The sequence below is a fragment of the Pseudomonas sp. 10S4 genome (assembly GCF_034344865.1).
Taxonomy (GTDB): Bacteria; Pseudomonadota; Gammaproteobacteria; order Pseudomonadales; family Pseudomonadaceae; genus Aquipseudomonas.
The window spans coordinates 3909530-3932881 of the sequence record NZ_CP133774.1; the positions used below are offsets into that span (position 1 = coordinate 3909530).

General features: G+C 59.2%; 24 protein-coding genes and 2 pseudogenes. 17 read left to right on the plus strand and 9 right to left on the minus strand.

The features are described 5' to 3' along the window. Positions 1 to 31 precede the first annotated feature (31 nt). Positions 32 to 1198 (plus strand): PLP-dependent aminotransferase family protein, encoded by a 1167-nt coding sequence (locus tag RHM58_RS18285; protein WP_322267834.1) that lies wholly within the window; start codon positions 32 to 34, stop codon positions 1196 to 1198. A 119-nt stretch (positions 1199 to 1317) separates the two neighbouring features. Here the strand turns inward: RHM58_RS18285 and RHM58_RS18290 are convergent, their stop codons facing one another. The 5 genes from RHM58_RS18290 to RHM58_RS18310 all read right to left on the minus strand — a co-directional run bounded on the left by RHM58_RS18290 (position 1318) and on the right by RHM58_RS18310 (position 4099). After that, positions 1318 to 1689 (minus strand): glutathione S-transferase N-terminal domain-containing protein, encoded by a 372-nt coding sequence (locus RHM58_RS18290; RefSeq protein ID WP_322267835.1) that lies wholly within the window; start codon positions 1687 to 1689, stop codon positions 1318 to 1320. A 101-nt stretch (positions 1690 to 1790) separates the two neighbouring features. Beyond that, positions 1791 to 2336 (minus strand): GTP cyclohydrolase I FolE, encoded by a 546-nt coding sequence (gene folE / locus RHM58_RS18295; protein WP_003204506.1) that lies wholly within the window; start codon positions 2334 to 2336, stop codon positions 1791 to 1793. A 77-nt stretch (positions 2337 to 2413) separates the two neighbouring features. Next, entirely contained in the window at positions 2414 to 2971 is a 558-nt protein-coding gene (locus tag RHM58_RS18300; RefSeq protein WP_201194699.1) for a Smr/MutS family protein, read from the minus strand. A gap of 85 nt (positions 2972 to 3056) precedes the next feature. Further along, entirely contained in the window at positions 3057 to 3377 is a 321-nt protein-coding gene (locus tag RHM58_RS18305) for a hypothetical protein (RefSeq protein WP_201201994.1), read from the minus strand. 131 nt (positions 3378 to 3508) lie between these two features. Next, a complete protein-coding gene (locus tag RHM58_RS18310) occupies positions 3509 to 4099 on the minus strand; it encodes a cysteine hydrolase family protein (RefSeq protein ID WP_201194695.1) in 591 nt (196 codons plus the stop codon). A 253-nt stretch (positions 4100 to 4352) separates the two neighbouring features. Here RHM58_RS18310 and prmB point away from each other — a divergent pair, with 253 nt between their 5' ends. Then, on the plus strand, positions 4353 to 5261 hold the full coding sequence (gene prmB, locus RHM58_RS18315) for a 50S ribosomal protein L3 N(5)-glutamine methyltransferase (RefSeq protein WP_201201995.1): 909 nt from the start codon (positions 4353 to 4355) through the stop codon (positions 5259 to 5261). Positions 5262 to 5361: 100 nt separating this feature from the next. Here prmB and RHM58_RS18320 read toward each other — a convergent pair whose 3' ends face one another. Both RHM58_RS18320 and RHM58_RS18325 read right to left on the minus strand, forming a co-directional pair. Continuing rightward, positions 5362 to 6153: a hypothetical protein gene (locus tag RHM58_RS18320; protein WP_322267836.1), complete on the minus strand. Its 792-nt coding sequence runs from the start codon at positions 6151 to 6153 to the stop codon at positions 5362 to 5364. Between the two features lie 150 nt (positions 6154 to 6303). Next, a complete protein-coding gene (locus tag RHM58_RS18325) occupies positions 6304 to 7302 on the minus strand; it encodes an alpha/beta hydrolase (RefSeq protein WP_201201999.1) in 999 nt (332 codons plus the stop codon). Between the two features lie 84 nt (positions 7303 to 7386). Here RHM58_RS18325 and aroC point away from each other — a divergent pair, with 84 nt between their 5' ends. The 5 genes and pseudogenes from aroC to mtnC all read left to right on the plus strand — a co-directional run bounded on the left by aroC (position 7387) and on the right by mtnC (position 11608). After that, the gene (gene aroC / locus RHM58_RS18330) at positions 7387 to 8478 is read left to right on the plus strand and encodes a chorismate synthase (RefSeq protein ID WP_201202001.1); all 1092 of its coding nucleotides are present in this window, start codon (positions 7387 to 7389) and stop codon (positions 8476 to 8478) included. Between the two features lie 34 nt (positions 8479 to 8512). Continuing rightward, positions 8513 to 9658 carry an MFS transporter gene (locus RHM58_RS18335; RefSeq protein WP_201202002.1) on the plus strand — a complete coding sequence of 382 codons (1146 nt, stop codon included), beginning with the start codon at positions 8513 to 8515 and terminating at the stop codon, positions 9656 to 9658. Next, the gene (locus tag RHM58_RS18340) at positions 9655 to 10281 is read left to right on the plus strand and encodes a methylthioribulose 1-phosphate dehydratase (RefSeq protein WP_054048583.1); all 627 of its coding nucleotides are present in this window, start codon (positions 9655 to 9657) and stop codon (positions 10279 to 10281) included. Before RHM58_RS18335 ends, RHM58_RS18340 begins: the two co-directional genes overlap by 4 nt. A gap of 92 nt (positions 10282 to 10373) precedes the next feature. Continuing rightward, a pseudogene (locus RHM58_RS18345) lies at positions 10374 to 10920 on the plus strand (1,2-dihydroxy-3-keto-5-methylthiopentene dioxygenase). Positions 10921 to 10924: 4 nt separating this feature from the next. After that, complete coding sequence (mtnC, locus tag RHM58_RS18350; protein ID WP_322267837.1) at positions 10925 to 11608, plus strand: acireductone synthase; 684 nt, start codon at positions 10925 to 10927, stop codon at positions 11606 to 11608. Positions 11609 to 11801: 193 nt separating this feature from the next. On the opposite strand, the gene RHM58_RS18355 is transcribed toward mtnC, so the two are convergent. Then, positions 11802 to 12080 carry a DUF3509 domain-containing protein gene (locus RHM58_RS18355; protein WP_054048577.1) on the minus strand — a complete coding sequence of 93 codons (279 nt, stop codon included), beginning with the start codon at positions 12078 to 12080 and terminating at the stop codon, positions 11802 to 11804. Positions 12081 to 12423: 343 nt separating this feature from the next. Between RHM58_RS18355 and RHM58_RS18360 the strand changes: the two genes are divergently transcribed. The 10 genes and pseudogenes from RHM58_RS18360 (at position 12424) to RHM58_RS18405 (ending at position 21749) form a co-directional block, all read left to right on the plus strand. After that, complete coding sequence (locus RHM58_RS18360; protein ID WP_322267838.1) at positions 12424 to 14250, plus strand: long-chain-acyl-CoA synthetase; 1827 nt, start codon at positions 12424 to 12426, stop codon at positions 14248 to 14250. 96 nt (positions 14251 to 14346) lie between these two features. Further along, positions 14347 to 14865 carry an ankyrin repeat domain-containing protein gene (locus RHM58_RS18365; protein ID WP_201202010.1) on the plus strand — a complete coding sequence of 173 codons (519 nt, stop codon included), beginning with the start codon at positions 14347 to 14349 and terminating at the stop codon, positions 14863 to 14865. Positions 14866 to 15142: 277 nt separating this feature from the next. After that, positions 15143 to 15673 carry a hypothetical protein gene (locus RHM58_RS18370; RefSeq protein ID WP_322267839.1) on the plus strand — a complete coding sequence of 177 codons (531 nt, stop codon included), beginning with the start codon at positions 15143 to 15145 and terminating at the stop codon, positions 15671 to 15673. A 71-nt stretch (positions 15674 to 15744) separates the two neighbouring features. Then, positions 15745 to 15936 carry a PLDc N-terminal domain-containing protein gene (locus RHM58_RS18375; RefSeq protein ID WP_201196203.1) on the plus strand — a complete coding sequence of 64 codons (192 nt, stop codon included), beginning with the start codon at positions 15745 to 15747 and terminating at the stop codon, positions 15934 to 15936. Positions 15937 to 16209: 273 nt separating this feature from the next. Then, positions 16210 to 17085, plus strand: coding sequence for a polyamine aminopropyltransferase (gene speE, locus RHM58_RS18380; RefSeq protein WP_201196204.1), 876 nt, complete (start codon positions 16210 to 16212; stop codon positions 17083 to 17085). Positions 17086 to 17303: 218 nt separating this feature from the next. After that, positions 17304 to 17537: a hypothetical protein gene (locus RHM58_RS18385; protein WP_201202016.1), complete on the plus strand. Its 234-nt coding sequence runs from the start codon at positions 17304 to 17306 to the stop codon at positions 17535 to 17537. Between the two features lie 213 nt (positions 17538 to 17750). After that, positions 17751 to 18092, plus strand: a complete 342-nt coding sequence (locus RHM58_RS18390) for a ribonuclease E inhibitor RraB (protein WP_201255941.1) — start codon at positions 17751 to 17753, stop codon at positions 18090 to 18092. Positions 18093 to 18571: 479 nt separating this feature from the next. Then, positions 18572 to 19981: a circularly permuted type 2 ATP-grasp protein gene (locus RHM58_RS18395; RefSeq protein ID WP_322267840.1), complete on the plus strand. Its 1410-nt coding sequence runs from the start codon at positions 18572 to 18574 to the stop codon at positions 19979 to 19981. A gap of 45 nt (positions 19982 to 20026) precedes the next feature. Continuing rightward, a pseudogene (locus RHM58_RS18400) lies at positions 20027 to 20943 on the plus strand (alpha-E domain-containing protein). Beyond that, the gene (locus tag RHM58_RS18405) at positions 20940 to 21749 is read left to right on the plus strand and encodes a transglutaminase family protein (protein ID WP_201255940.1); all 810 of its coding nucleotides are present in this window, start codon (positions 20940 to 20942) and stop codon (positions 21747 to 21749) included. Before RHM58_RS18400 ends, RHM58_RS18405 begins: the two are co-directional and overlap by 4 nt. Before the next feature lie 170 nt (positions 21750 to 21919). Here RHM58_RS18405 and RHM58_RS18410 read toward each other — a convergent pair whose 3' ends face one another. Beyond that, positions 21920 to 22732: a c-type cytochrome gene (locus RHM58_RS18410; protein WP_322267841.1), complete on the minus strand. Its 813-nt coding sequence runs from the start codon at positions 22730 to 22732 to the stop codon at positions 21920 to 21922. Positions 22733 to 23352: the final 620 nt, after the last annotated feature.

The window sequence follows — 23352 nt, forward strand, 5'->3', positions numbered from 1 at the left end:
TTTCCTTCAGGCCCCGCTACCGGTGACCCCCATGGCTTTTTCCGAACGTGTCTCGCGCCTTAAAAGTTCTTTGATCCGTGAAATCCTTGCCGCCGCCCAGCGTCCGGAAGTGATGTCGTTCGCTGGCGGCTTGCCGGCCGAAGCGATGCTGCCGAAAGTCGAGTGGGCTGACATGCCGCTGTCCATGGGTCAATACGGCATGAGCGAAGGCGAGCCGGCACTGCGTGAAGCACTGGCGGGCGAGGCGAGGGCGCTGGGCGTGCCGTGTGAGGCGAGCCAGGTGTTGGTGGTCAGCGGCTCCCAGCAAACCCTCGATCTGGCGGCCAAGCTCTACATCGACAAAGGCACCGAAATTTTGCTCGAAGCGCCGACTTATCTGGCGGCGTTGCAGATTTTCCAGCTGTTCGGCGCCGACTGCATCACCGTGCCGCAGGAAGCAGACGGTCCGAACCTGGCACAGTTGCGTTCGCGACTGGAGAATCACAAGCCTGCGTTCATTTACCTGATTCCGACCTTCCAGAACCCGTCGGCAGTGCGCTACAGCGAAGCCAAGCGCGATGCCGTGGCCGCGTTGCTGGACGAGTTCGGCGTCACGCTGATCGAAGACGAACCCTACCGCGAACTGACCTTCGACGGCGGCAGCGCAACACCGATCGTCAGTCGCTTGAAAAACGCCAGTTGGATCTACACCGGCACCGTGTCCAAAACCCTGCTGCCGGGCCTGCGGGTCGGCTACTTGATTGCCAGTCCCGACCTGTTCCCGCACTTGCTGAAACTTAAGCAATCGGCGGACTTGCACACCAATCGCGTGGGCCAGTGGCAGGCGCTGCAATGGATTGGCACCGAGAAATTCCAGCAGCACTTGAGCGAGTTGCGGGATTTTTACCGGGTTCGTCGGGATGCGTTTCAGTCGGCGTTGGAAACGCACTTTTCTGATCTGGCGGACTGGAACGTGCCGCAAGGTGGGTTGTTTTTCTGGCTGACGCTCAAGCAACCGCTGGACACCCGGACCTTGCTCAAGGACGCACTGGCGGCGGACGTAGCGTTTATGCCGGGGGAGCCGTTTTTCCCAGACCCGGACAACAACCCCGGTCACCTGCGGTTGAATTTCAGCCACATCGACCCGGCGCGATTGGATGAAGGGCTCAAGCGGTTGGCGACGGTTGTTAGGCAGGCCCAGGCAGCAGAAGCCGCCTGACGACAGAAACAAAAAACCGGCTCAAGGGCCGGTTTATTTTTGTCCGAAATTTGCGGTGCCGGGGAGGGCCTCATCGCGAGCTTGCTCGCGATGGCGTCAGTTCAAACACCCAAAAATCATCAGGACGCTGCAAACCGCTTATCCAGATAATCAATAATCACCTTGGATTCATACATCCAGGTGGTCTGCCCATTCTCTTCAATCCGCAGGCACGGCACTTTGATCTTGCCGCCTTGCTCGAGCAGGGCCTTGCGATCCAGTTCGTTATTCTTCGCATCGCGCAACGCCACTGGCACGTTCAAACGGCGCAGGGTGCGGCGGGTTTTCACGCAGAACGGGCAGGCGTGGAACTGATACAGCGTCAGGTCCTTGGCATCCGCTTCAACCTGAGCCTGAGCGGCGGCGGGGCGCTGCTTTTTGCCCGGACGGGTGATGAAGTCGATGAAGATGATCAGTTGGCCAAGGCCGACACGAAGCGCTTTAACGAACACGGTAGAAGCCTCACAAGGGCAAACAGAAGGCGCGCAGCTTACCTGATTTTTCACAGGCGAAAAAAACCGGCGATGAGTGCCGGTTTTCTTCGTGCTGCGAGTTACTTGATCAGGCTGAGAAACTCGCTGCGAGTGGCAGCGTTTTCGCGGAACTCACCGAGCATCACCGAAGTGATCATCGACGAATTCTGCTTCTCCACACCGCGCATCATCATGCACATGTGCTTGGCCTCAATCACCACCGCAACGCCCAGGGCGCCGGTGACTTGCTGGACCGCATCGGCGATCTGGCGGCTGAGGTTTTCCTGGATCTGCAGGCGGCGGGCGTACATATCGACGATCCGCGCGACTTTCGACAACCCCAATACCTTGCCGCTCGGGATATAGGCGACGTGGGCCTTGCCGATGAACGGCAGCAGGTGGTGTTCGCACAACGAGTAGAGCTCGATGTCCTTGACCAGCACCATTTCGCTGTTGTCGGAGCTGAACAAGGCACCATTGGTGACTTCTTCCAGTGTCTGTTCATAACCGCGGCAAAGGTACTGCATGGCTTTGGCGGCACGCTTTGGCGTGTCGAGCAGGCCCTCGCGGGACACGTCCTCGCCCAATTGGCCGAGAATCGCGGTGTAATTCTGTTCCAGGGACATGAAACTACCTGTGGGATTTTTCGCAAAGGTCAAGGGTACGGTGGCGGACACGGCGCTGCAAGCGTGGCGCGACAGCTTTACTCGTCGCGGCCTTCCATCATGGTGCGTTTGAGCATCACATACACCGCGCCGGCACCACCGTGTTTCGGTTGGCACGAGGTGAAGCCGAGTACTTGGGAATGCTGGCGCAGCCAGGTGTTGACGTGGCTTTTGATCATCGGCCGCTTGCCGTCCAGGCGCACAGCTTTGCCGTGAGTGACGCGTACGCAGCGGATTTCGAATTTGGTGGCTTCGGCGAGAAAGGCCCAAAGGGTTTCCCGAGCCTTTTCCACGTTCATGCCGTGCAGGTCGAGGCTGCCTTCGAACGGGATCTGGCCAATCTTGAGTTTGCGTATCTGGCTTTCCTGAACGCCGTCGCGCGCCCACATCAACTCGTCTTCCGGGCCGACATCGATGACGAACTGATCCGACAGCCCATCAACGGTGGTGGCATCGGTGCGCACGGTGGCGGCCTGACGCAGCTTGGCGATTTGCGCGCGGTCGCTTTTGGGTTTGCCGGTTTCGGCGCGATCGTGCTTGATCGGCTTGATGCCTTGGGTCGCACTTTTAAACAGGGAAAAATCGTCGTCTTGCATGTCAGCCTCCGCGAAGGCCGCCAGTTTACCCAAGTCGAGGCGCCATCCATAACAATTGGGCCCGTCAGATCGACGGGCCGTTGATTCAGTCGTGTTTTTTCATCAGGTGCGGGGACAAATTCAGCTCCCGCGACTGGCGCGAACGGCGCCGGCAGCGACGCCAGAGCCACACGCCGATGTACAGCACGAACAGGCCAATCGCCAGAATCACAGCCGCACCGACGCGGTTGGTATTCAATTCGCCCATGGCGGGCGCGTGGCCGAACAGGCTGGCGGCACCAGCCATGGCGAGCAGCACACCGCCCATCGCCAGCAGGGCGGCAATTGCTGCGCCGAATCTATAACGCCAGTTGCTTCGGCTTTTGGGCCGCAGGCGGCGTGCGTCAAAACCATCGGATAACTTCATTCCGACCTTCCTCAATGGGTATCGGCCCTTCGACCGGGAGTTGTCCGGGATGTTCCTGAGGCTAAGACAATTGCAGAAAATGAGATGCTTTTGCGGATGAGCGGCGGCATTAGCCGCTCATCTGGAGTCGATCAGATCAGATCGTGGGTCAGGGCGAGGGTGGCGAAGTTGTCCGCCATGATCGCCATTTCGGTCTGCTGAACGTGCTCGGCGCTGAGTACACCGCCCTTGTAAGGCAGGTCGCGGGTGGCACAGGCGTCTTCGACCAGAGTGCAGCGAAAGCCCAGGTTCTTGGCGGCGCGCACGGTGGTGCTGACGCTGGAATGGCTCATGAACCCGCAGACGATCAAGTCCAGGGAGCCGAGTTCTTGCAGACGATCGTACAGCGTGGTGCCGTGGAACGCGCTCGGCAGCAACTTGCCGATGATGGTTTCGTCGGCGTGTGGCTCCAGCCCCGGGATGAACTCACCGCGCTCGCCCTGTGGATCGAACAGCCCGCCGACGGTGCCGAGGTGACGCACGTGCACAATCGGCCGACCGGCTGCACGGGCAGCGGCCACGATTTGCTTGATGTTCGCGACGGCAGCATCCATGCCGCTCAGGGCCAACGGGCCGCTGAGGTATTCTTTCTGAGCATCGATGATGATGAGGGTCGCCTGGCTCAGTTTGGCCGCCGGATAACCGCGACCGCTGAGTTGAAACATCGTTTGTGGAACGGACATTCTGGGGCTCCTTGGAGTGGGGCTTTTGCGACATTGTCCTCTGGCTGAGCGGTTCTGTGAATCGCTACCATCGTAGGCACCGTCTTTGCTGGCTTGCAGCCTTGTCAAGATGCTCGTTTTGTTCAATAGCCAACCGAAAAAATGGATAAGTCCTACATCTGATCCGGTGTTTTTCCTGCGTCGTCGGGAAGCGTTTTGGCTGTTAGAATCGCCAGTCGTTTTTCTGCCAGTCGTTTTATTTGGAGTTGCCCCCGTGATCACTTCCCGACTTCGTACCCTGCGTGACCATATCCGTTGGGCCGTCAGCCGCTTCCATGGGGAGGATCTGTTTTTCGGCCATGGGACCGACAACGCCTGGGACGAAGCCCGTCAACTGGTGCTGGGTGCGCTGCACCTGCCGTGGGAAATTGCCGACAGCTATCTGGACTGCAATCTGGAAGACGATGAGCTGGTCAATCTGCAACGCTTGCTCAAGCGTCGTATCGAAGAACGCATTCCTACTGCGTACTTGTTGGGCGAGGCCTGGTTCTGCGGCATGTCGTTCATCGTCGATGAGCGGGTGCTGATCCCGCGTTCACCGATTGGCGAGCTGATCGAAAAGCGCTTCGCTCCGTGGCTGGGCACCGACCCGGCGCGGATTCTTGACCTGTGCACCGGTTCCGGTTGCATCGGTATCGCCTGTGCCTACGAATTCCAGAACGCCGAAGTGGTGCTGGCCGACCTGTCGTTCGAAGCGCTGGAAGTGGCCAACCAGAACATCGAGCGCCATGGCGTCGATGAGCGGGTGTACACGGTTCAGGGCGATGGCTTTGATGGCTTGCCGGGGCAACGTTTCGACCTGATCGTGTCGAACCCGCCCTACGTCGATGCGGAAGATTTCGCGGACATGCCGGACGAATACCAGCACGAACCGGAATTGGGCCTGGCCTGCGGTGACGACGGTTTGAACCTGGTACGCCGGATGCTCGCCGAAGCGGCGAATCACCTGACCGAGAAGGGCTTGCTGATTGTCGAAGTGGGCAACAGCCAGGTTCACGTCGAAGCGCTGTACCCGGAAGTCGACTTCGCCTGGCTTGATTTCGAGCGCGGTGGGCATGGGGTGTTCATGTTGACGGCGGAGCAGTGCCGCGATCATCAAGCGGTGTTTGCTTCTCGCGTCTGACATAAGAAAGCCTTCGCGAGCAAGCCCGCTCCCACATTGGAATGCATTCTCCTGTGGGAGCGGGCTTGCTCGCGAATAGCCGCGCCTCGGTCTTGAATCTTTACCGGTGCGTCGCAATCCAGATCAACAACCCCGCCTGAAACACCGCAAACGCCACCAGGCAACTGATGGTAAATCGCAGCCCGGCATCTTCGCGCTTGTACTTGGTAACTTTTTCTTCGTGTTTCTTGAGCTTCACTTCCTGCTCGGCCAGGTTCTGCTCGGCCTGCTGAAGCATCTGCGCAGCTTCGAGAATTTCCACCTGCTGCAGCTTTTCGGTATTCCAGTCGGTCAGCAAATCGCTGACCTGCACCTCTTTGACGCTGCCCTTCAAATGCTGGGCGTCGGCGTAAACCACGTCAAAACCATGCACCCGCAAAAAGTGATCGCGGCGCAGGCGCGTGTCTTCGTTCAACGCATCCTTGTTGTTCAGGTCGCTGCCGTCGACGGTGTAGCCGGGCCAGCGTTTTTTCGCCCAGGAAATGCCTTGAGCCGCCAGGTAACGGCCGATGCCACGGTTCATCGGTTCGATCTGCAAGCCGCTGGCCGGTCCGAAATGCACGCGTTTGGTCTCGTGATCGACCCAGACGTCCAGATGATTCTGTTCCTTGCGCACCCGCTGGCCTGGCAGCGAGATGGTCATGCGCATCAGGCTGTGTTCCTTGCTGTTGCGCTCGGCGTAACCGAACTCGACAAAGCGCAGTGGCCGGCCACCCGTATTGCGGTCGGTCTGCAACGGCGCCAGGCGGAGCATCTTGTGGTGCTCGACGTGGACGTCCGCCCACGGCAGCTCGACCACTGGAGGTGCGTCTTTTTCAGCGGTGGTGTCGGGTGAAGTCTGGGTATCAGTCATAACGGCGAGATCCTGTCCAAGCGCTTGCCGCCAGTCATAGCGCTGGCGACAAAGGCTTATCGGCCGTTTTTTTGAAGACTAGAGGGTTAGGGAGCGTTCTCTCCTGGTTTTCGCGGCGTGAAAACTAGTTGAGAACGCCCCTGACAGCGCTCAACTGGTGCGAAGTCCGTCAATAAACTCGATGATTCGCGTGCCCAGTTCCGCTGCCAGGGGCAAATTAGGGTCCTTGTAGGACGCCAATTGCCGTTTCACGTCGTTCGGCACAATGCGCATCACGTGGTTCATGCCTTCGATCACCGCCAGTGTGGCGTCGGGTTTGGCGGCTTTCAGTGCCTTGGCATCGCCGACACCGACTTGAATGTCGTGGCTGCCCTGGACAATCAGCGCCGGCATTTTCAAGCGAGCGAAGGCGGCCGATGGATCCTGGCGAAACAGCGAAATCAGATACGGCTGCACACTCGGACGGAAAATCACCTCCAACTGTGGAGGCACATTATCGTCGGTGTGCCCGGCCTTGAGGCTGTCGAGCAGCTCATTGCTGCGCTGCATCAGCGGTGGCGGCAGGCGATTGCTCAATTGCTGGCGCAACACCTCATCGACCGGGCGGGCGCTGCCGGACAGGGAAATCACCCCCGCCGCATCAGCACTCGGCGCTGCCAACGTAGCAATCAACGCACCTTCGCTGTGGCCGAGCAAAATCAACTGGCCAAAGCGCGGGTCGGATTTGAGCTTGCGGCTCCAGGCTTCGGCGTCAGCCACGTAGGCTTCCACCGACAAATTGCGTTCGTCCGGCGTGGCGGCCAGGCTCGCCGCCACGCCACGTTTGTCGAAGCGCACGCTGGCGATGTTGTGTTTGGCCAGCACCCAGGCCAGCCGCTTAAGGCTGTCGTTGCGCCCGCCGTCGGGGTTATTTCCGTCACGATCCGTAGGGCCGGAGCCAGAAATGATCAGGACAACCGGTACCGGCGTGTCGGATTTTGGCAGCAACAGCGAGCCGAAAAGCTCGCCGGTGCCGGTATCCAAAGTGATTGGGCGTTGCAGGACAGTGGCCTGGACAAAGCCGGTAAACAGGGTAAGGCTCAAGGCTAGAACTCGCAGCATCATCACGCCATCATGAACAAGATGCCGGTTGGACTCGCAGGCACCCATAAGGTTCGAGGATGAACTACTTGGGTAGCCTGCGTATACTGGCGCGCATTACGTATTCAGGTTCGATTTCACGGAGCGTCCCGCATGTCCGGCAATACCTACGGCAAGCTGTTCACTGTCACCACCGCTGGCGAAAGCCATGGTCCGGCGTTGGTCGCCATTGTCGACGGCTGCCCGCCGGGTCTGGAGATCTCCCTGGAAGATCTGCAGCGTGACCTTGACCGCCGCAAACCCGGCACCAGCCGCCACACCACTCAGCGCCAGGAAGCCGACGAAGTCGAAATCCTCAGCGGCGTGTTTGAAGGCCGCACCACCGGTTGCGCCATTGGCCTGTTGATCCGCAACACCGACCAGAAGTCCAAGGACTACTCGGCGATCAAGGATCTGTTCCGTCCGGCCCATGCCGACTACACCTACCACCACAAATACGGCGAACGCGATTACCGCGGCGGCGGTCGCAGTTCGGCGCGGGAAACCGCCATGCGCGTGGCCGCCGGGGCGATTGCCAAGAAGTACCTGGCTAGCCAGGGCATCGTCATTCGTGGCTACATGAGCCAGCTCGGGCCGATTGAAATCCCGTTCAAGACCTGGGATTCGGTGGAAGAAAACGCATTCTTCAGCCCTGATCCGGACAAGGTGCCGGAACTGGAAGCCTATATGGACCAGTTGCGCCGCGACCAGGATTCGGTCGGCGCGAAGATCACCGTTGTGGCCGAAGGCGTGATGCCTGGCCTCGGCGAGCCGATTTTCGACCGCCTCGACGCCGAACTGGCCCACGCGCTGATGAGCATCAACGCAGTCAAAGGCGTGGAAATCGGCGCCGGTTTCGCCAGCGTCGCCCAGCGCGGCACCGAACACCGCGATGAAATGACCCCGCAAGGGTTCCTCAGCAACAACGCCGGCGGCATTCTCGGCGGGATTTCGTCGGGTCAGCCAATCGTTGCGCATTTGGCGCTGAAACCGACGTCGAGCATCACCACGCCGGGCCGTTCCATCGATATCCATGGCAACCCGGTGGAAGTTGTCACCAAGGGCCGCCACGACCCATGCGTCGGCATCCGTGCCACGCCGATTGCCGAAGCGATGATGGCCATCGTGCTGATGGATCACCTGCTGCGTCATCGTGGGCAGAACGCCGACGTACGCGTGAGCACTCCGGTGTTGGGTCAGCTTTAATGGCTGACCTTACAACTGCCGGGTTCTGACGAGGTTGGCGGCGCTCCCGTACTGGCGGCTTTCCAGTTTCTATCTGTTCTATTTCGCCTTGCTCGGATCGACAGCGCCGTTTCTGGCGCTGTACTTCGATCACCTGGGCTTTTCCAGCGCGCGCATCGGCGAGCTGGTGGCGATCCCGATGCTGATGCGCTGCGTGGCGCCGAACATCTGGGGCTGGCTTGGTGACTACACCGGCCGACGCCTGGCCATCGTGCGCTTCGGAGCGGTCTGCACATTACTGTCGTTCTCGCTGATCTTCGTCAGCAAGACCTACGCCTGGCTGGCGATGGTCATGGCGTTGCACGCGTTCTTCTGGCACGCGGTGCTGCCGCAGTTCGAAGTCATTACCCTGGCGCACTTGAAGGGACAGACGTCGCGTTACAGTCAGATCCGCTTGTGGGGTTCCATCGGTTTCATCATCACCGTGGTCGCGCTCGGGCGGGTGTTCGAATGGCTGAGCCTGGACGTCTATCCGGTCGCGCTGGTGCTGATCATGGCCGGGATCATCGTCAGCAGCTTGTGGGTGCCGAATGCGCAACCGGTCCAGAGCGAACGGGCGACGGGGGAGGGCTTCCTCAAGCAATTGCGCAGCCCCGGGGTGTTGGCGTTTTACGGTTGCGTTGCGCTGATGCAGATGAGTCACGGCCCGTATTACACCTTTTTGACCCTGCACCTCGAACGCCTCGGTTACAGCCGGGGTGTGATCGGCATGCTCTGGGCGGTGGGCGTGGTCGCCGAAGTCTTGATGTTCCTGGCCATGAGCAAAATCCTCGCGCGCTTCTCGGTGCGTCGGGTGCTGATGGCGAGTTTTCTACTGGCGGCCTTGCGTTGGTTGCTGCTAGGTTCGTTTGCTGAATTCCTGTGGGTGCTGCTGTTCGCGCAAGTGTTGCACGCGGCCACCTTCGGCAGCTTTCACGCGTCTGCCATCCAGTTCGTGCAACGTAGTTTCGGTGCGCGTCAGCAAGGCCAGGGCCAGGCGCTGTACGCCGCACTGGCCGGCACCGGCGGCGCACTCGGCGCGTTGTATTCCGGCTACAGCTGGAATGCCCTCGGCCCCACATTGACCTTTAGTATCGCCAGCCTCGCAGCCTTCGCGGCTGCCGTTATCATTGCTACACGTATGCAAGAGGACCGGCCATGAGCCTTACCCGTGAACACCTCGCCCAGGAAATCATCGACGCCGGGCGTTTTCTGTATGGTCGCGGCTGGTCGCCGGCCACCAGCAGCAATTATTCGACGCGCCTGTCGCCGACCGAAGCGCTGCTGACGGTCTCCGGCAAGCACAAAGGCCAATTGGGTCTCGATGATGTGCTGGCCACCGACTTGTCCGGCAACAGCCTGGAGCCGGGCAAAAAGCCGTCCGCCGAAACCCTGCTGCACACCCAACTCTACAGCTGGCGCCCCGAGATCGGCGCGGTTCTGCACACCCATTCGGTGAACGCCACAGTGCTGTCGCGCCTGACGCCGCAGGACTTCATCGAATTCGAAGACTACGAACTGCAAAAAGCCTTTAGCGGCGTCTCGACCCACGAGTCCCGAGTGCGAGTGCCGATTTTCGACAACGATCAGGACATTGCGCGCCTGGCCGCCAAGGTTCAGCCTTGGCTGGACGCCCACCCCGATTGCGTCGGCTACCTGATTCGCGGCCACGGCCTCTACACCTGGGGCGCGCGCATGAGTGACGCGTTGCGGCAGATCGAGGCCTTTGAATTTTTGTTCGAGTGCGAGTTGAAGACCCGCAGCGTCATGAACCGCCAAGGCTGACTTCACCAGAAGTAGCCCATTGCCTGATGAAACGCCTCGCCCGACCGGTCTGAAAGAACCGGACGGTGAGGCCGATACCGAGGAATTGCCCCATGAGCAGCCTGTCCGTTTATCACATCTCCAGCCCGGAAATACCGAACAAGGTCCTGACCCACTTCGAAGACATCGCCTCGACCCTGGCCGAGCAGGGCGTGCGCTTCGACCGCTGGCAAGCCACGGCGAAAATCCAGCCCGGCGCCAGCCAGGAAGAAGTGATTGCTGCTTACCAAGAGCAAATCGACAAGCTGATGACCGAACGCGGTTACATCACTGTCGACGTGATCAGCCTGAACAGTGATCACCCGCAAAAAGCCGAACTGCGGGCCAAGTTCCTCGATGAACACCGCCATGGCGAAGACGAAGTGCGATTTTTCGTCGCCGGCCGTGGGCTGTTTACCTTGCACATCGACGATTACGTCTACGCCGTGCTCTGCGAGAAAAACGACCTGATTTCGGTGCCGGCCGGTACGCCGCACTGGTTCGACATGGGCGAGCATCCGCATTTTGTTGCGATTCGCCTGTTCAACAACCCGGAAGGCTGGGTCGCCAACTTCACCGGCGAAGACATCGCGCAATCGCTTCCCGCGTCTTGAGGACTGAGCCGATGCCGATCAAAGCAATTCTCACCGACATCGAAGGCACCACCAGCGCGGTGAGTTTTGTGTTCGACGTGTTGTTTCCTTACGCCGCCAAGCACCTGCCGGATTTTGTTCGTCAGCACGCCGCCCGGGCGGATGTCGCTGAGCAACTGAACGCCGTGCGTCGGGACAGCAATGAACCTGAGGCGGATGTCGAGCGCGTCATACAGATCCTGCTGGCTTGGATCGCCGAAGACCGCAAGGCCACGCCGCTCAAGGCGTTGCAAGGGATGGTCTGGGAGCAGGGTTATCAGGCCGGGCAGTTGAAGGGCCATGTTTACCCGGACGCCGTTGAAGCGCTTAAGCGCTGGCATCAGAACGGTTATCAACTGTTTGTTTATTCCTCGGGCTCGATCCAGGCGCAGAAACTGATCTTCGGCTGCTCGGAGGCGGGGGATTTGTCGCAGTTGTTCAGCGGATATTTCGACACGACGTCGGGGCCGAAGCGCGAAGTGCAGTCCTACGAGCGTATTACCCAGGCGATTGGGCTGGAGGCTTCGCAGATTCTGTTCCTGTCCGACATCGTCGAAGAACTGGACGCAGCACGCTCGGCGGGCGTTGCGACTTGCGGACTGGCCCGAGAGGGCGGCGAGTTGGCGGGGCATGTGACGGTCGACAGCTTTGCGCGGATTGATCCTGCCACGTTCTAACCGTCAACACAGAAATCTGTGGGGGCGAGCTTGCTCGCGATGGCGTCCTGTCAGTCAATACTCATGTCGACTGATACGCTGCTATCGCGAGCAAGCTCGCTCCCACAGGTATTCACAGTGCCTATGCGATCCCAGAAACAACTCAGGCCGTGAAGCTAAAGCTCTCACGGCCTGTTTGTTTACAGCGCGCTATTTACGCCGAGTGATAGGTCGGCAGCGCAAACCGTTGCTGGCTCTGCAGCATGGAGATCTGTGGCAGTTCGCTGGCCTGTTCGGCGAGGTCACGGCGAATGGCGCTGATCACCCACGAAAGTTGATCGCCAGCATGCAGTTGCTGGTAAGAAATCGAGCGTTTAAAGACTTTGCCTTCGGTGCTGCGCAGTGTCAGCAGGATGCCGCCGTCAGGTCGTGCCTGGGTGGTCACGTCGAAGTTGGAGAATAGCGAGGTAAATTTTTCTTGGATCAGGCTCATGTCTATCGGCTCCGTTAGCGCTTGATTGGCAAGCATGGAGAGGTAGTTGCAGTGATTGTGCCAGTATCTATTTTTTAAATAATCGTTATAAATCAAAAGCTTGAAAATAAAGCTGTTTTTTGATTTCGTGCAATCTGCATGAATGGCCATCGTGCATCCTGCATTTTGCGTGGTCGCACGGGATTCGATTGAACGAATGGCGCGGCCAGGGATCATGTTTTCGCAGGTATCGACTGCGGATACAAAACATTGCAAAAACCGCGTGTACAGCTCCAGAACCGCTGACGTATTTTCGGGCTCAATCAACGCCGCCCGACAATAAGAAGATCGAACGGGAGCTACCATGAGCGACACGATTACCTGGGGCATGATGCTCCGCAAATTGCCGACCATCGCCAAAGCCATTCCCCGCGTGGTGAAGGGCATGAAGGTCGCCAACGTCAAGGACCCGACCCAACCGTGTGGCCTCGGCTGGAGCTTCGAGCAAGCAACGTTGCGCAATCCCGACGGCCTCGCGTTGCTGCAAGACGAAGTGGCGCTGACTTATACGCAGGTCAATCAGTGGGCCAATCGGATTGCCCACCACCTGATCGCTCAAGGGATCGGCAAGGGCGATGTGGTGGCGATCTTTATCGAGAACCGCCCGGAGTTGCTGGTCACGATCCTGGCCGTGGCCAAGGTCGGGGCGATCAGCGCATTGCTCAACACCTTGCAGACCCGCGATACCCTGGTCCATAGCCTGAACCTGGTAGCGCCGGTGGCGATTATTGTCGGCGAGGAGCTGGTACCGGCGTTTTCAGCGGTTCGCGAGCGGGTTTCCATCGCGCAGACACGCACCTGGTTTGTGGCCGACTGCGATACCTACCGCCAATCGGGCATTTCGCCCGATGGCTTCATCAATCTGATGACGGCCAGCGTCGACGCCCCGGACGGTAACCCTGCCAGCAGCCAGCAGGTGTTTTTCGACGATGCCTGCTTCTATATCTACACCTCCGGCACCACCGGGCTGCCCAAGGCGGGCGTCTTCAAGCATGGTCGCTGGATGCGCAGTTCCGCCAGTTTCGGGCTGATCGCCCTGAATATGCGCCCCGACGACGTCGTCTATTGCACCTTGCCGCTTTACCACGCCACCGGGCTTTGCGTGTGCTGGGGCTCGGCCATCAGCGGCGCCTCGGGGTTCGCCATTCGCCGCAAGTTCAGCGCCAGCCAGTTCTGGGGCGACGTGCGTAAGTACCGGGCGACTACCCTCGGTTACGTTGGCGAGTTGTGCCGCTACCTGGTGGATCAACCGCAGTGCGCCGACGACAACCAGCACGGCGTGACCAAGATGATCGGCAACGGCCTGCGTCCCGGCGCATGGCGTGAGTTCAAGACGCGATTCGCGGTGGAGCATATCTGCGAACTGTACGCCGCCAGTGACGGCAATATTGGCTTCACCAACATCCTCAACTTCGACAACACCATCGGTTTTTCCCTGATGTCCTGGGAGCTGGTGGCGTATGACCACGACAGCGGCGCGCCGATTCGCAATGCCAAGGGTTTGATGAGCAAAGTCGCCAAGGGCGGGCAAGGCTTGTTGCTGGCGAAAATCGACGACAAGGCGCCACTGGACGGCTACACCGATCCGCAGAAAACCGAGAAAGTGGTGCTCCACGACGTGTTCGAAAAGGGGGATCGCTACTTCAATACCGGTGACTTGCTGCGCAACATCGGTTTCGGTCACGCCCAGTTTGTCGATCGCTTGGGTGACACCTACCGCTGGAAGGGCGAGAACGTCTCGACCACGGAAGTGGAGAACATGCTGCTGCAACACCCGAACATTGCCGAGGCGGTGGCCTATGGCGTGGAGGTCCGCAATACCAACGGCCGAGCCGGGATGGCGGCGATTACCCCGGCCGAGTCCCTGGCAACCCTGGACTTCGCTGAGTTGCTGGCCTTCGCGCGTCAGCAGATGCCCGCGTATGCGGTGCCTCTATTTCTGCGGGTGAAGGTGAAGATGGAGACCACCGGGACCTTCAAATACCAGAAGACCCGACTCAAGGACGAAGCCTTCGACCCCGGTAAAACCGGCGATGACCCGATCTACGCCTGGCTGCCGGGCACCCAGACGTACGTGCAAGTCACCGAGCAGGTGCTGGCGGATATTCACGCGGGCAAGTACCGCTATTGAATCTGGCTATGGCCGTTCATGAGAAAAAAGGAGTGACAGGCGCCGGAGCGCTCGGGAAACTGTCGGCTTTGCGAATAACCGATGATGGAGTCCCTAATGTCTGACCAAAGCCGCCAGATGACACCCGAAGAAGCTGCTGAATTTGCCGAACAGGTGTTCAACAAAGCGCGCGAGGGCGATGCGGCCATGATGGCGGCGCTGCTGACCAAAGGCCTGCCGCCGAACCTGCGCAACCACAAGGGCGACACCTTGCTGATGCTCGCCGCGTACCACGGTCACGTGGAAACGGTGAAAGTGCTGCTGGAACACAAGGCCGACCCGGAAATTCGCAACGACAACGGCCAGAGCCCGATTGCCGGCGCCGCCTTCAAGGGCGACCTGGCAGTGGTCACGGCGTTGGTCGAAGGCGGGGCGCAGGTGGAAGGTTCGTCGTTCGACGGCCGCACGGCGCTGATGATGGCGGCGATGTTCAACCGCGTTGAAATCGTCGACTACCTGATCAGCAAAGGCGCCGACCCCAAAGCCAAGGACGCCAACGGCGTGTCTGCGCTGGATGCGGCCAAGACCATGGGCGCGGCGGATACCCTGGCGCAACTCGAAAAACTGCTCGGCTGATCCGACGCGTTCTCTGTGACAACGGGGTTTTTGTGGCGAGGGGGCTTGCCCCGTTCGGCTGCGCAGCAGTCGTAAACCCGGCGAATGCGGTTTCCCTGACGAATCGCGTCGCCTGATTTGAGGGCCGCTACGCGCCCCAACGGGAGCAAGCTCCCTCGCCACAGGTTTTGTGTCAGGCTTCACTGAGGCATCTAGGTCTTGGACCACAGGTCCGCATTTCATTCTGAATGCGCTATCCTTCGCGCCCTAAAATTTCCCTCGCTACAGGATCCATCCCATGAAAACCGCACTCGTCGAACTCATCAGCAAAATCAGCTCCGGGTGCATGGGCGATGACGAAATCCTGAAAATCGCTGATGAAGCGGCCCAGGCGTACGCCGATCCTGAAGCTTTTCTGACAGCCAATCCGGACATCAACTTCGACGACACCTTCCCGATGCCGCTGGGCGAATGGGTGGTGGTCGGCAGTCTGCCAGAAACTGTGCTGTTCCAGGCCGACACCTACATGGACCTGTTCGCCCAGATCGTCGACTCGTTCGGCCCCGGCGTTGACTTCAACATCAAGCCCAAGCAACTGGCCAAGACTGAAGCGCTGACCGCGCTCAACCGCATTCAGGTGCAGATGAGCAGCATGAACAAGGAAAACGGCGGCTATACGCTGATGAACTTCAGCCAGTTGCTCGACGATGAACTGCAAGTGGTGCTGGTCTATGGCAACGACGTGCCGCGGGTACTCGAACTGTGCGCCCAAGTCGGCATCGCCGCCGCGCCGTCCCTGGAAGCGCTGAAAGTGGCGATCCACGTTTGATGCAATAAAACGGAACCCTCGCAAGGGGCGGCTATCCTAAGACTGCATGCCACTATCTTGGGAGCGACACCATGGGTTCCACGTTTAATAGTTTGGTAGCTCTGATTATTTTCGCCCTGGACATCTGGGCAATCATCAACGTGCTGAAAAGTGGCGCCGAAACAGGGATGAAAATCATCTGGGTGCTGCTGATCCTGCTGCTGCCGGTGCTGGGCCTGATCATCTGGGCTATCGCCGGGCCACGAGGCAACGTGCGGATCTGACAGGTGAATCCTATTTACCTGTAGGAACACCGAACCTGTGGGAGCGGGCTTGCTCGCGAAAGCGGCTTATCATCCAACATCAATGTTGACTGACACTCCGCCTTCGCGAGCAAGCCCGCTCCCACATGGGATTGCGGCAAGTCATCAAGTGACGTTCGACCTGTCATGTTCCGCAACGTAGAATGCGCGCCTTTCCCGGGCAATCGAGCCTCTCGATTGGCCATCATGGGCGGGTAACCGTCCGTTGCCACCGCATTCATCGGAGCACTTCCCATGACCACCACCAAAACCAGCGAATACCTGGAAACCCTCTACGAAGGCTACGGCCAGCGTTTTCGCATGGAAAAACTGCTGCACGAAGTGCGCACCGAACACCAACACCTGGTGATCTTCGAAAACCCGCGCATGGGCCGGGTGATGGCGCTGGACGGTGTGATCCAAACCACCGAAGCCGACGAATTCATCTACCACGAAATGCTCACCCACGTGCCGATCCTCGCCCATGGCAGTGCCAAGCGCGTGTTGATCATCGGCGGTGGCGACGGCGGCATGCTGCGTGAAGTGTCCAAACACCGCAGCGTCGAGCACATCACCATGGTCGAGATCGACGGCACCGTGGTCGACATGTGCAAAGAGTTCCTGCCGAACCACTCCAAAGGTGCGTACGACGATCCACGCCTGAACCTGGTCATCGACGACGGCATGCGTTTCGTCGCCACCACCACCGAAAAGTTCGACGTGATCATTTCCGACTCCACCGACCCGATCGGTCCGGGCGAAGTGCTGTTCTCGGAAAACTTCTACCAGGCTTGCCACCGCTGCCTGAACGACGGCGGCATCCTGGTCACCCAGAACGGCACGCCGTTCATGCAACTCGGTGAAGTACAGACCACCGCCGGGCGCCTGCGCAGCCTGTTCCCGGACTGGCACTTCTACCAAGCGGCCATTCCGACCTACATCGGCGGCGCGATGACGTTCGCTTGGGGCGCGACCAATACCGCCTATCGCAAATTGTCCCGCGAAATCCTGCAACAGCGCTTCGCCGGCAGCGGCATCATCACCCGCTACTACAACCCGGAAATCCACATCGGCGCGTTCGCCATGCCGCAGTACGTGCTGCAAGCGATCAATAAGCCAAGCAACGACTAAAAGTTATCCACAACCCCTTGTGGGAGCGGGCTTGCTCGCGAAAGCGGCGTATCAGTCAATATTGAAGTCGGCTGACACACCGCATTCGCGAGCAAGCCCGCTCCCACAGGTAATGTGTTTTATTCAGGCTTGCGCGGTGTAATCCGTTTGAACGATCAGTCAGTGCAAACGTCCAGATAGATGTAAGCCCATTTGCGGGTTTGATCGAGGAGGCACTGATGCAAAAGTGGAAAATCACTTTCGTGGATGATCACGGCGTAACTGTCGATGAAGTCTTTGAGTGCGACGAGTGCCCGGATAACGAGCATGCCGCCAAACTCATCAAGGCCCGGCTCCTGCCTGTCGCTGCTGAACTGGATCTGAATGATCTGGAAGGGCGCACTGCTGATGCGAGCGTCAAAGAGCTCAAGCTCCAGAACAGCATTCAAATCCTCGGCATTACTCCCGTCTGATCCCTCTCCTGTCACATTCACAACCAGACCTTGGCAGCGGCTCTGACTTAGGGCTACTCTGCAAGCGAGATCAGCGAACGGATCGCTAAGGTCTGGTCTTGTCAGCTACATGCTTGTATCCCAATGGCAACTTGCTTGTCGTATCGCCTTCATCATTCGGTTGCGGGCGCCGGGAGTACGGAAAGTCTATCCATCAGTTCAGGAGGACGTTTCATGAGCACAGCCTATCAAGAAGACATCAGCAGCAGCGTGCTGCGCCGCATGAAAGAAGGCGGTTTCGACTTTTCACGATTCCATCCCATCGAGTTCTACGCCATTTTTCCGGACGAGGAGCGGGCGCGCAGGGCGGCAGGTTATTTCTGTGGTGAATCATTGAATGCCCAGATCAGCGTGCGCGACGACGGCGCGTGGCATCTGGAACTGAGCAAAGTGATGTACGCCACCTACGACGGCATTGGCGACTTTGAGCAGGACTTCGAGGCGGTGGTCGAGCCTTTGGGCGGGATTATCGAAGGATGGGGCGTCAAACAGGAGGTACGAGGGCTACTCGCATAACACTATGAACAGCGACAACACTCAGCAACGGCTGACCTTTGGGTTGGCCGTTTTCGTTTCCGGGTTTGTGAAGATCAAGATCAAAAGATCGCAGCCTTCGGCAGCTCCTACAGGAGAACGCATTCCAATGTAGGAGCTGCCGAAGGCTGCGATCTTTTGACTTTGCTTTATTTCACGACATTTCAGCCAGGCAAAAAAAGCCGCCTAAACAGGCGGCTAAAGGGAAGTTCGAGAGGTTTTGCAACGAATGCGCGGATTATCCGCATCGACGCCCGAGCAGTGAAATCAACTCTGACTATGCTGTTGATAGGCGACAACATTGCTTCGCAATGAAGCGGGGGCGATCAGGTTGGGGCGTTTGCCGCACAGGATTGGTGCGGTGGGATTGGGGCGATTATCCAACTGATTGATATCAAAGCGTTTATGCCGATGGCACGGGCCTTGCGAAGCCTAGATGTCCGGGTGACAAGGAGTACGGCATGATCCGCACCTATTTTGATGAGATGTACGATGCCGGCGGCCTGGTCCGCCCACATTACCGGGAGTTTGCCCGTTGGCTGGCCGAAACGCCTGACGAGCTTTTGGCACAACGGCGACGCGAGGCCGATCTGTTGTTTCATCGTGCCGGGATTACGTTCACGCTCTACGGTGATGAGCAGGGGACAGAGCGCCTGATTCCCTTCGACACCATTCCCCGCAGTATCCCCGCCAGCGAATGGCGGATCGTCGAACGTGGCTGCATCCAGCGGGTCAAGGCGTTGAACATGTTCCTCGCCGACCTCTACCACGAGCAGCGCATCATCAAGGCCGGCATCATTCCGGCCGAGCAAGTGCTGGCCAACGAGCAATACCAGTTGGCGATGCAAGGGCTGGATCTGCACCGGGATATCTATTCCCACATCTCCGGCGTCGACTTGGTGCGCGATGGCGACGGCACGTACTACGTGCTCGAAGACAATCTTCGTACACCGAGCGGCGTGAGCTACATGCTCGAAGACCGCAAGATGATGATGCGACTGTTCCCCGAGTTGTTCGCGGCGCAACGCATTGCCCCCATCGACCACTATCCGAACCTGTTGCTCGACACCCTGAAAAGCTCCAGCCCGATCGATAACCCGAGCGTGGTGGTGTTGACGCCGGGTCGGTTCAACAGCGCGTTTTTCGAGCATGCGTTTCTCGCTCGGGAAATGGGCGTTGAACTGGTGGAAGGCGCGGATCTGTTCGTGCGCGAGGACAAAGTCTTCATGCGCACCACCGACGGGCCGAAAGCCGTCGACGTGATCTACCGGCGCCTCGACGATGCGTTCCTCGATCCGCTGGCGTTCAACCCGGACTCGATGCTTGGCGTGCCGGGGCTGCTGTCGTCCTATCGCTCGGGCAACGTGGTGCTGGCGAATGCCATCGGCACCGGGGTGGCGGATGACAAGTCGGTGTATCCATTTGTCACGGACATGATCCGTTTCTACCTGGATGAAGAGCCGATCCTGAAGAACGTTCCGACGTTCCAGTGTCGCAACCCTTCAGAACTTTCCCACGTACTGGCCAATCTTCCAGATCTGGTGGTCAAGGAAACCCAAGGCTCCGGCGGTTACGGAATGCTGGTAGGGCCGGCGGCAACGGCGGCGGAAATCGAATTGTTCCGCGCGCGGATCAAAGCCAAGCCCCACGCGTATATCGCTCAGCCGACGTTGTCGCTGTCGACCTGTCCGACCTTTGTCGAAAACGGCATAGCTCCACGCCACATCGACCTGCGTCCGTTTGTATTGTCTGGCCGCGAAACCCGGGTTGTGCCCGGCGGTTTGACCCGTGTTGCCCTGCGCGAAGGCTCCCTGGTGGTGAATTCCTCCCAGGGTGGCGGAACCAAGGACACCTGGGTGGTCGAGGATTGAAGGAAGCCTGCCATGTTAAGTAGAACTGCCTCGGATTTGTATTGGATGTCGCGTTATCTGGAGCGGGCGGAAAACCTCGCACGGATGCTCGACATCAGCTATTCGCTGTCGCTGATGCCGCAGGACGGCCGCGGTGACGGTTTGCACGAACTCGCCATGCCGTTGCTGATCACCGGAACACTGGACGATTACCTGGAGCGCCACGGCGAGTTGCATGCCGAACGGCTGCTGCATTTTTCGCCCTGGACGCGGCCAACCCGGCGAGCATCTACAGCTGCCTTGGTTCGGCGCGGGCCAGTGCTCATGCGGTGCGTGGGCGAATTACCGCCGACATGTGGGAAAACATCAACGCTACCTGGCTGGAAATTCGCGGGATCGCCGAACAGGGCTTGAGTCGCTACGGCATGAGCCGTTTCTGCGAGTGGATCAAGGAGCGTTCACACCTGTTTCGTGGAGCGTCCTACGGCACGATCATGCGTAACGATGCGTTTCGCTTCATTCGTCTGGGCACGTTTATCGAAAGGGCCGACAACACGTTGCGCCTGCTTGACGCCCGTTACGAAATGGCCGGCGATCAGGCCGAAGCGGTCAGCGACGGCACGGCTCACGCGTATTACCAATGGAGTGCGTTGTTGCGGGCGTTGTCGTCGTTCGAGGCTTACACCGAGATCTACCGCGACGCACCCGGTGCCCGGCATGTCGCTGAATTGCTGCTGTTGCGCGCCGATGTTCCACGTTCCTTGCGCGCCTGCACCGAAGAAATCGACCAGATCCTCGCCCAGTTGCCGGGGGCCAACGGCCGTCCTGCGCAACGCCTGGCGGCGGAAATGGACGCGCGCCTGCGCTACACCGGCATCACCGAAATTCTCGACGAAGGCCTGCACGCCTGGCTGACCGAGTTCATCCCGCTGGTGCGCCAGTTGGGCAACGCCATTCACAGTTCTTACCTGGAGGCTGCATGAGACTTTCCATTAGCCACGAGACCACCTATCACTACGAAGATCAGGTGCGGGCGAGCATCCAGTACCTGCGACTGACACCCCACGACAGCGAGCGCCAGCACGTGCTCAGCTGGCAGCTCGACCTGCCGCGCCCAGTACGCGCGCAACTCGATCCGTTCGGCAACATCCTGCACGTGCTGACCATGGACGAGCCCCATGAGGCGATCATCATTGGCGCCCGTGGCCAGGTCGATATCGACGAACTGCGCGAAGCCGAGCATGAGAGCCAGTCGGCGCTGCCGTTCCTGCGTTTCACCCGGCTGACCGAAGCCGACCAGGCCCTGCGTGCGTTTGCTGAAAAGGAATGCAAAAAGCGCCGGGATCGCACGGCGCTGATCGACTTGATGCATGGCCTGAACCAGCACATGACCTACACGCCGGGTTCCACCGAAGTCGACACCAGCGCCGCCCAGGCCTTCGCCGGACGTTCCGGTGTCTGCCAGGACCACACCCACGCGTTTCTCGCCTGCGCTCGCAGCCTGGGCATTCCTGCGCGTTATGTGTCGGGGTATTTGTACAGCGAGAACAGTGAGCACCTGGCCAGTCACGCGTGGGCCGAGGCTTGGCTTGATGATGCTTGGTATAGCTTTGACGTGACCAATCAACTGGCTCGGCCGGAGCGCCATTTGAAACTGGCGGTGGGCCTGGATTACCTGGACGCCTGCCCGGTACGCGGGATGCGCCGGGGCGGTGGTTGCGAGCAGATGCATGCCAAGGTGTTTGTCTCGCCGACGCCTGCGCCGGTGATCTCAGTCCAACAGCAGTAACCCTATTCCTTTGGGATAAGGGGATTAACTGTGGCGAGGGAGCTTGCTCCCGCTCGGCTGCGCAGCAGTCGCAAATTCGGCGAATGCGGTTTTCTGATGGACCGCATCGCCTGATTTGAGGGCCGCTTCGCGCCCCAGCGGGAGCAAGCTCCCTCGCCACAGGTTTTTTGTTACTTGGCAGGAACCTGTTTGCGCCCCGCCATATGCCTCAAATACCCCACCAGCAAATCCAGATCCCCCGCCGGCAATACCTGCTCTGAAAACGCTGGCATCTTCGCCTGCGGCCACTGACGCAAACTCTGCGGATCACGAATGTAGCGCTTGAGGAAATCCGCGCCGAAGTACTCGGTCGGGTTGTACGGGATATTCAGGTCCGGTCCGAACTGCGCATCCCCCGCGCCATTGAGCCGATGACACGCCAGGCAATTCTTCTGAAATAACGCGAACCCCTGATTCACCGGATCATCCGTCTTCAACGCCGGATCCGGCAGTAGGGCAGGGAAACGCTCGGCCACCGGCGCCATGCGCTTGATACTGGCGACTTCAAACGGCCATTGCTCGGGGCTGATGTTGCCCGCCTGCGGATGAGTCCACACCAGATAAAACGGTCCGGCGCTGTGCTTGCCCTCGGACAGCGGCGGCCACGGCTTGGCCGGGTCTTCAATCGCCAACCAGGCTTGCGCCCCTTCTTTATTCAGCAGCGGGGCCGCTGACAGTTCGGCCGCAAAACCGTCCAATGCCACCGCTTGCAGATGGTCGTCAGGCTTGATACCCGTCAACAACGCCGCCAACGGCACCGCGCGATAGCTCATGTCCCGTTTATAGGAAACGTCATTGCTGATGGTGATGGTCTGAACCTGAGGATGCTTGAGCAACTCCTCGGTCTGCCAGATGCGACTGCTCGCGCCCAGCTCAAGGTTCAGCTGTGCGGCGTAGAGGGGCGTGCCGAACAGCAAGGCCCCGAACAAAATAAGTGCTTTCAAGTGATCGCCATCCCTGTCGTGGAAAGTGCCGTAAAGGTTGGCACACCCACGCTGGCCCGGGTAGCGAGCCAGTCACATTTTTAATGAGGCGATAGCAAACCTTGGCGCCGTTTTTTACCAACCGACTAGCCGATCACCTTGGTCAGGTTCGGCAAAATCAACAACAGCGTAGTGGCGAATAGGATGAGTCCGGCTTGACGTACTTTCGAATGTTTAAACATGGCTGACCGCCTTTTTTGTTATTTCCTGATGCCTGCCTGCATATCTCCATGACGGCAAAGCGATGCACTTCCTGTGGAACGAGCGCCTCGGCAAAACCCGACGACAACTTCGTACATCTTCACCTTAGAGCCCGCGTCACACTTGGTTTAGATCCATTTCGTATGGTGTAAGCGTTAAAAGCGCTTAAAAAGGCATGAGGCTTATTGCCAGCTTCTTGGGCGCCCGTTTGCTAGACAGCTTCGTCACCTGAATCGGTTAATCCGATAGCTGGCTACCGTCCGTCTGAGCGTGACCGTCAACGTCGGTGAGCACTGCGGTCATTGAATCCGTGGCTGCTCGGCTTAAGGTGATAGTTCATTCAAGATCAAGAGATCGCAGCCTTCGGCAGCTCCTACAAA

Coding starts and splice junctions, on each gene's coding strand:
- RHM58_RS18285 (WP_322267834.1), top strand. CDS start 32: ATGGCTTTTTCCGAACGTGTCTCGCGCCTTAAAAGTTCTTTGATCCGT.
- folE (WP_003204506.1), bottom strand. CDS start 2,336: ATGTCCCTGGAACAGAATTACACCGCGATTCTCGGCCAATTGGGCGAG.
- RHM58_RS18300 (WP_201194699.1), bottom strand. CDS start 2,971: ATGCAAGACGACGATTTTTCCCTGTTTAAAAGTGCGACCCAAGGCATC.
- RHM58_RS18305 (WP_201201994.1), bottom strand. CDS start 3,377: ATGAAGTTATCCGATGGTTTTGACGCACGCCGCCTGCGGCCCAAAAGC.
- RHM58_RS18310 (WP_201194695.1), bottom strand. CDS start 4,099: ATGTCCGTTCCACAAACGATGTTTCAACTCAGCGGTCGCGGTTATCCG.
- RHM58_RS18320 (WP_322267836.1), bottom strand. CDS start 6,153: ATGACTGATACCCAGACTTCACCCGACACCACCGCTGAAAAAGACGCA.
- RHM58_RS18325 (WP_201201999.1), bottom strand. CDS start 7,302: ATGGGTGCCTGCGAGTCCAACCGGCATCTTGTTCATGATGGCGTGATG.
- aroC (WP_201202001.1), top strand. CDS start 7,387: ATGTCCGGCAATACCTACGGCAAGCTGTTCACTGTCACCACCGCTGGC.
- RHM58_RS18340 (WP_054048583.1), top strand. CDS start 9,655: ATGAGCCTTACCCGTGAACACCTCGCCCAGGAAATCATCGACGCCGGG.
- mtnC (WP_322267837.1), top strand. CDS start 10,925: ATGCCGATCAAAGCAATTCTCACCGACATCGAAGGCACCACCAGCGCG.
- RHM58_RS18355 (WP_054048577.1), bottom strand. CDS start 12,080: ATGAGCCTGATCCAAGAAAAATTTACCTCGCTATTCTCCAACTTCGAC.
- RHM58_RS18360 (WP_322267838.1), top strand. CDS start 12,424: ATGAGCGACACGATTACCTGGGGCATGATGCTCCGCAAATTGCCGACC.
- RHM58_RS18365 (WP_201202010.1), top strand. CDS start 14,347: ATGTCTGACCAAAGCCGCCAGATGACACCCGAAGAAGCTGCTGAATTT.
- RHM58_RS18370 (WP_322267839.1), top strand. CDS start 15,143: ATGAAAACCGCACTCGTCGAACTCATCAGCAAAATCAGCTCCGGGTGC.
- RHM58_RS18375 (WP_201196203.1), top strand. CDS start 15,745: ATGGGTTCCACGTTTAATAGTTTGGTAGCTCTGATTATTTTCGCCCTG.
- speE (WP_201196204.1), top strand. CDS start 16,210: ATGACCACCACCAAAACCAGCGAATACCTGGAAACCCTCTACGAAGGC.
- RHM58_RS18385 (WP_201202016.1), top strand. CDS start 17,304: ATGCAAAAGTGGAAAATCACTTTCGTGGATGATCACGGCGTAACTGTC.
- RHM58_RS18390 (WP_201255941.1), top strand. CDS start 17,751: ATGAGCACAGCCTATCAAGAAGACATCAGCAGCAGCGTGCTGCGCCGC.
- RHM58_RS18395 (WP_322267840.1), top strand. CDS start 18,572: ATGATCCGCACCTATTTTGATGAGATGTACGATGCCGGCGGCCTGGTC.
- RHM58_RS18405 (WP_201255940.1), top strand. CDS start 20,940: ATGAGACTTTCCATTAGCCACGAGACCACCTATCACTACGAAGATCAG.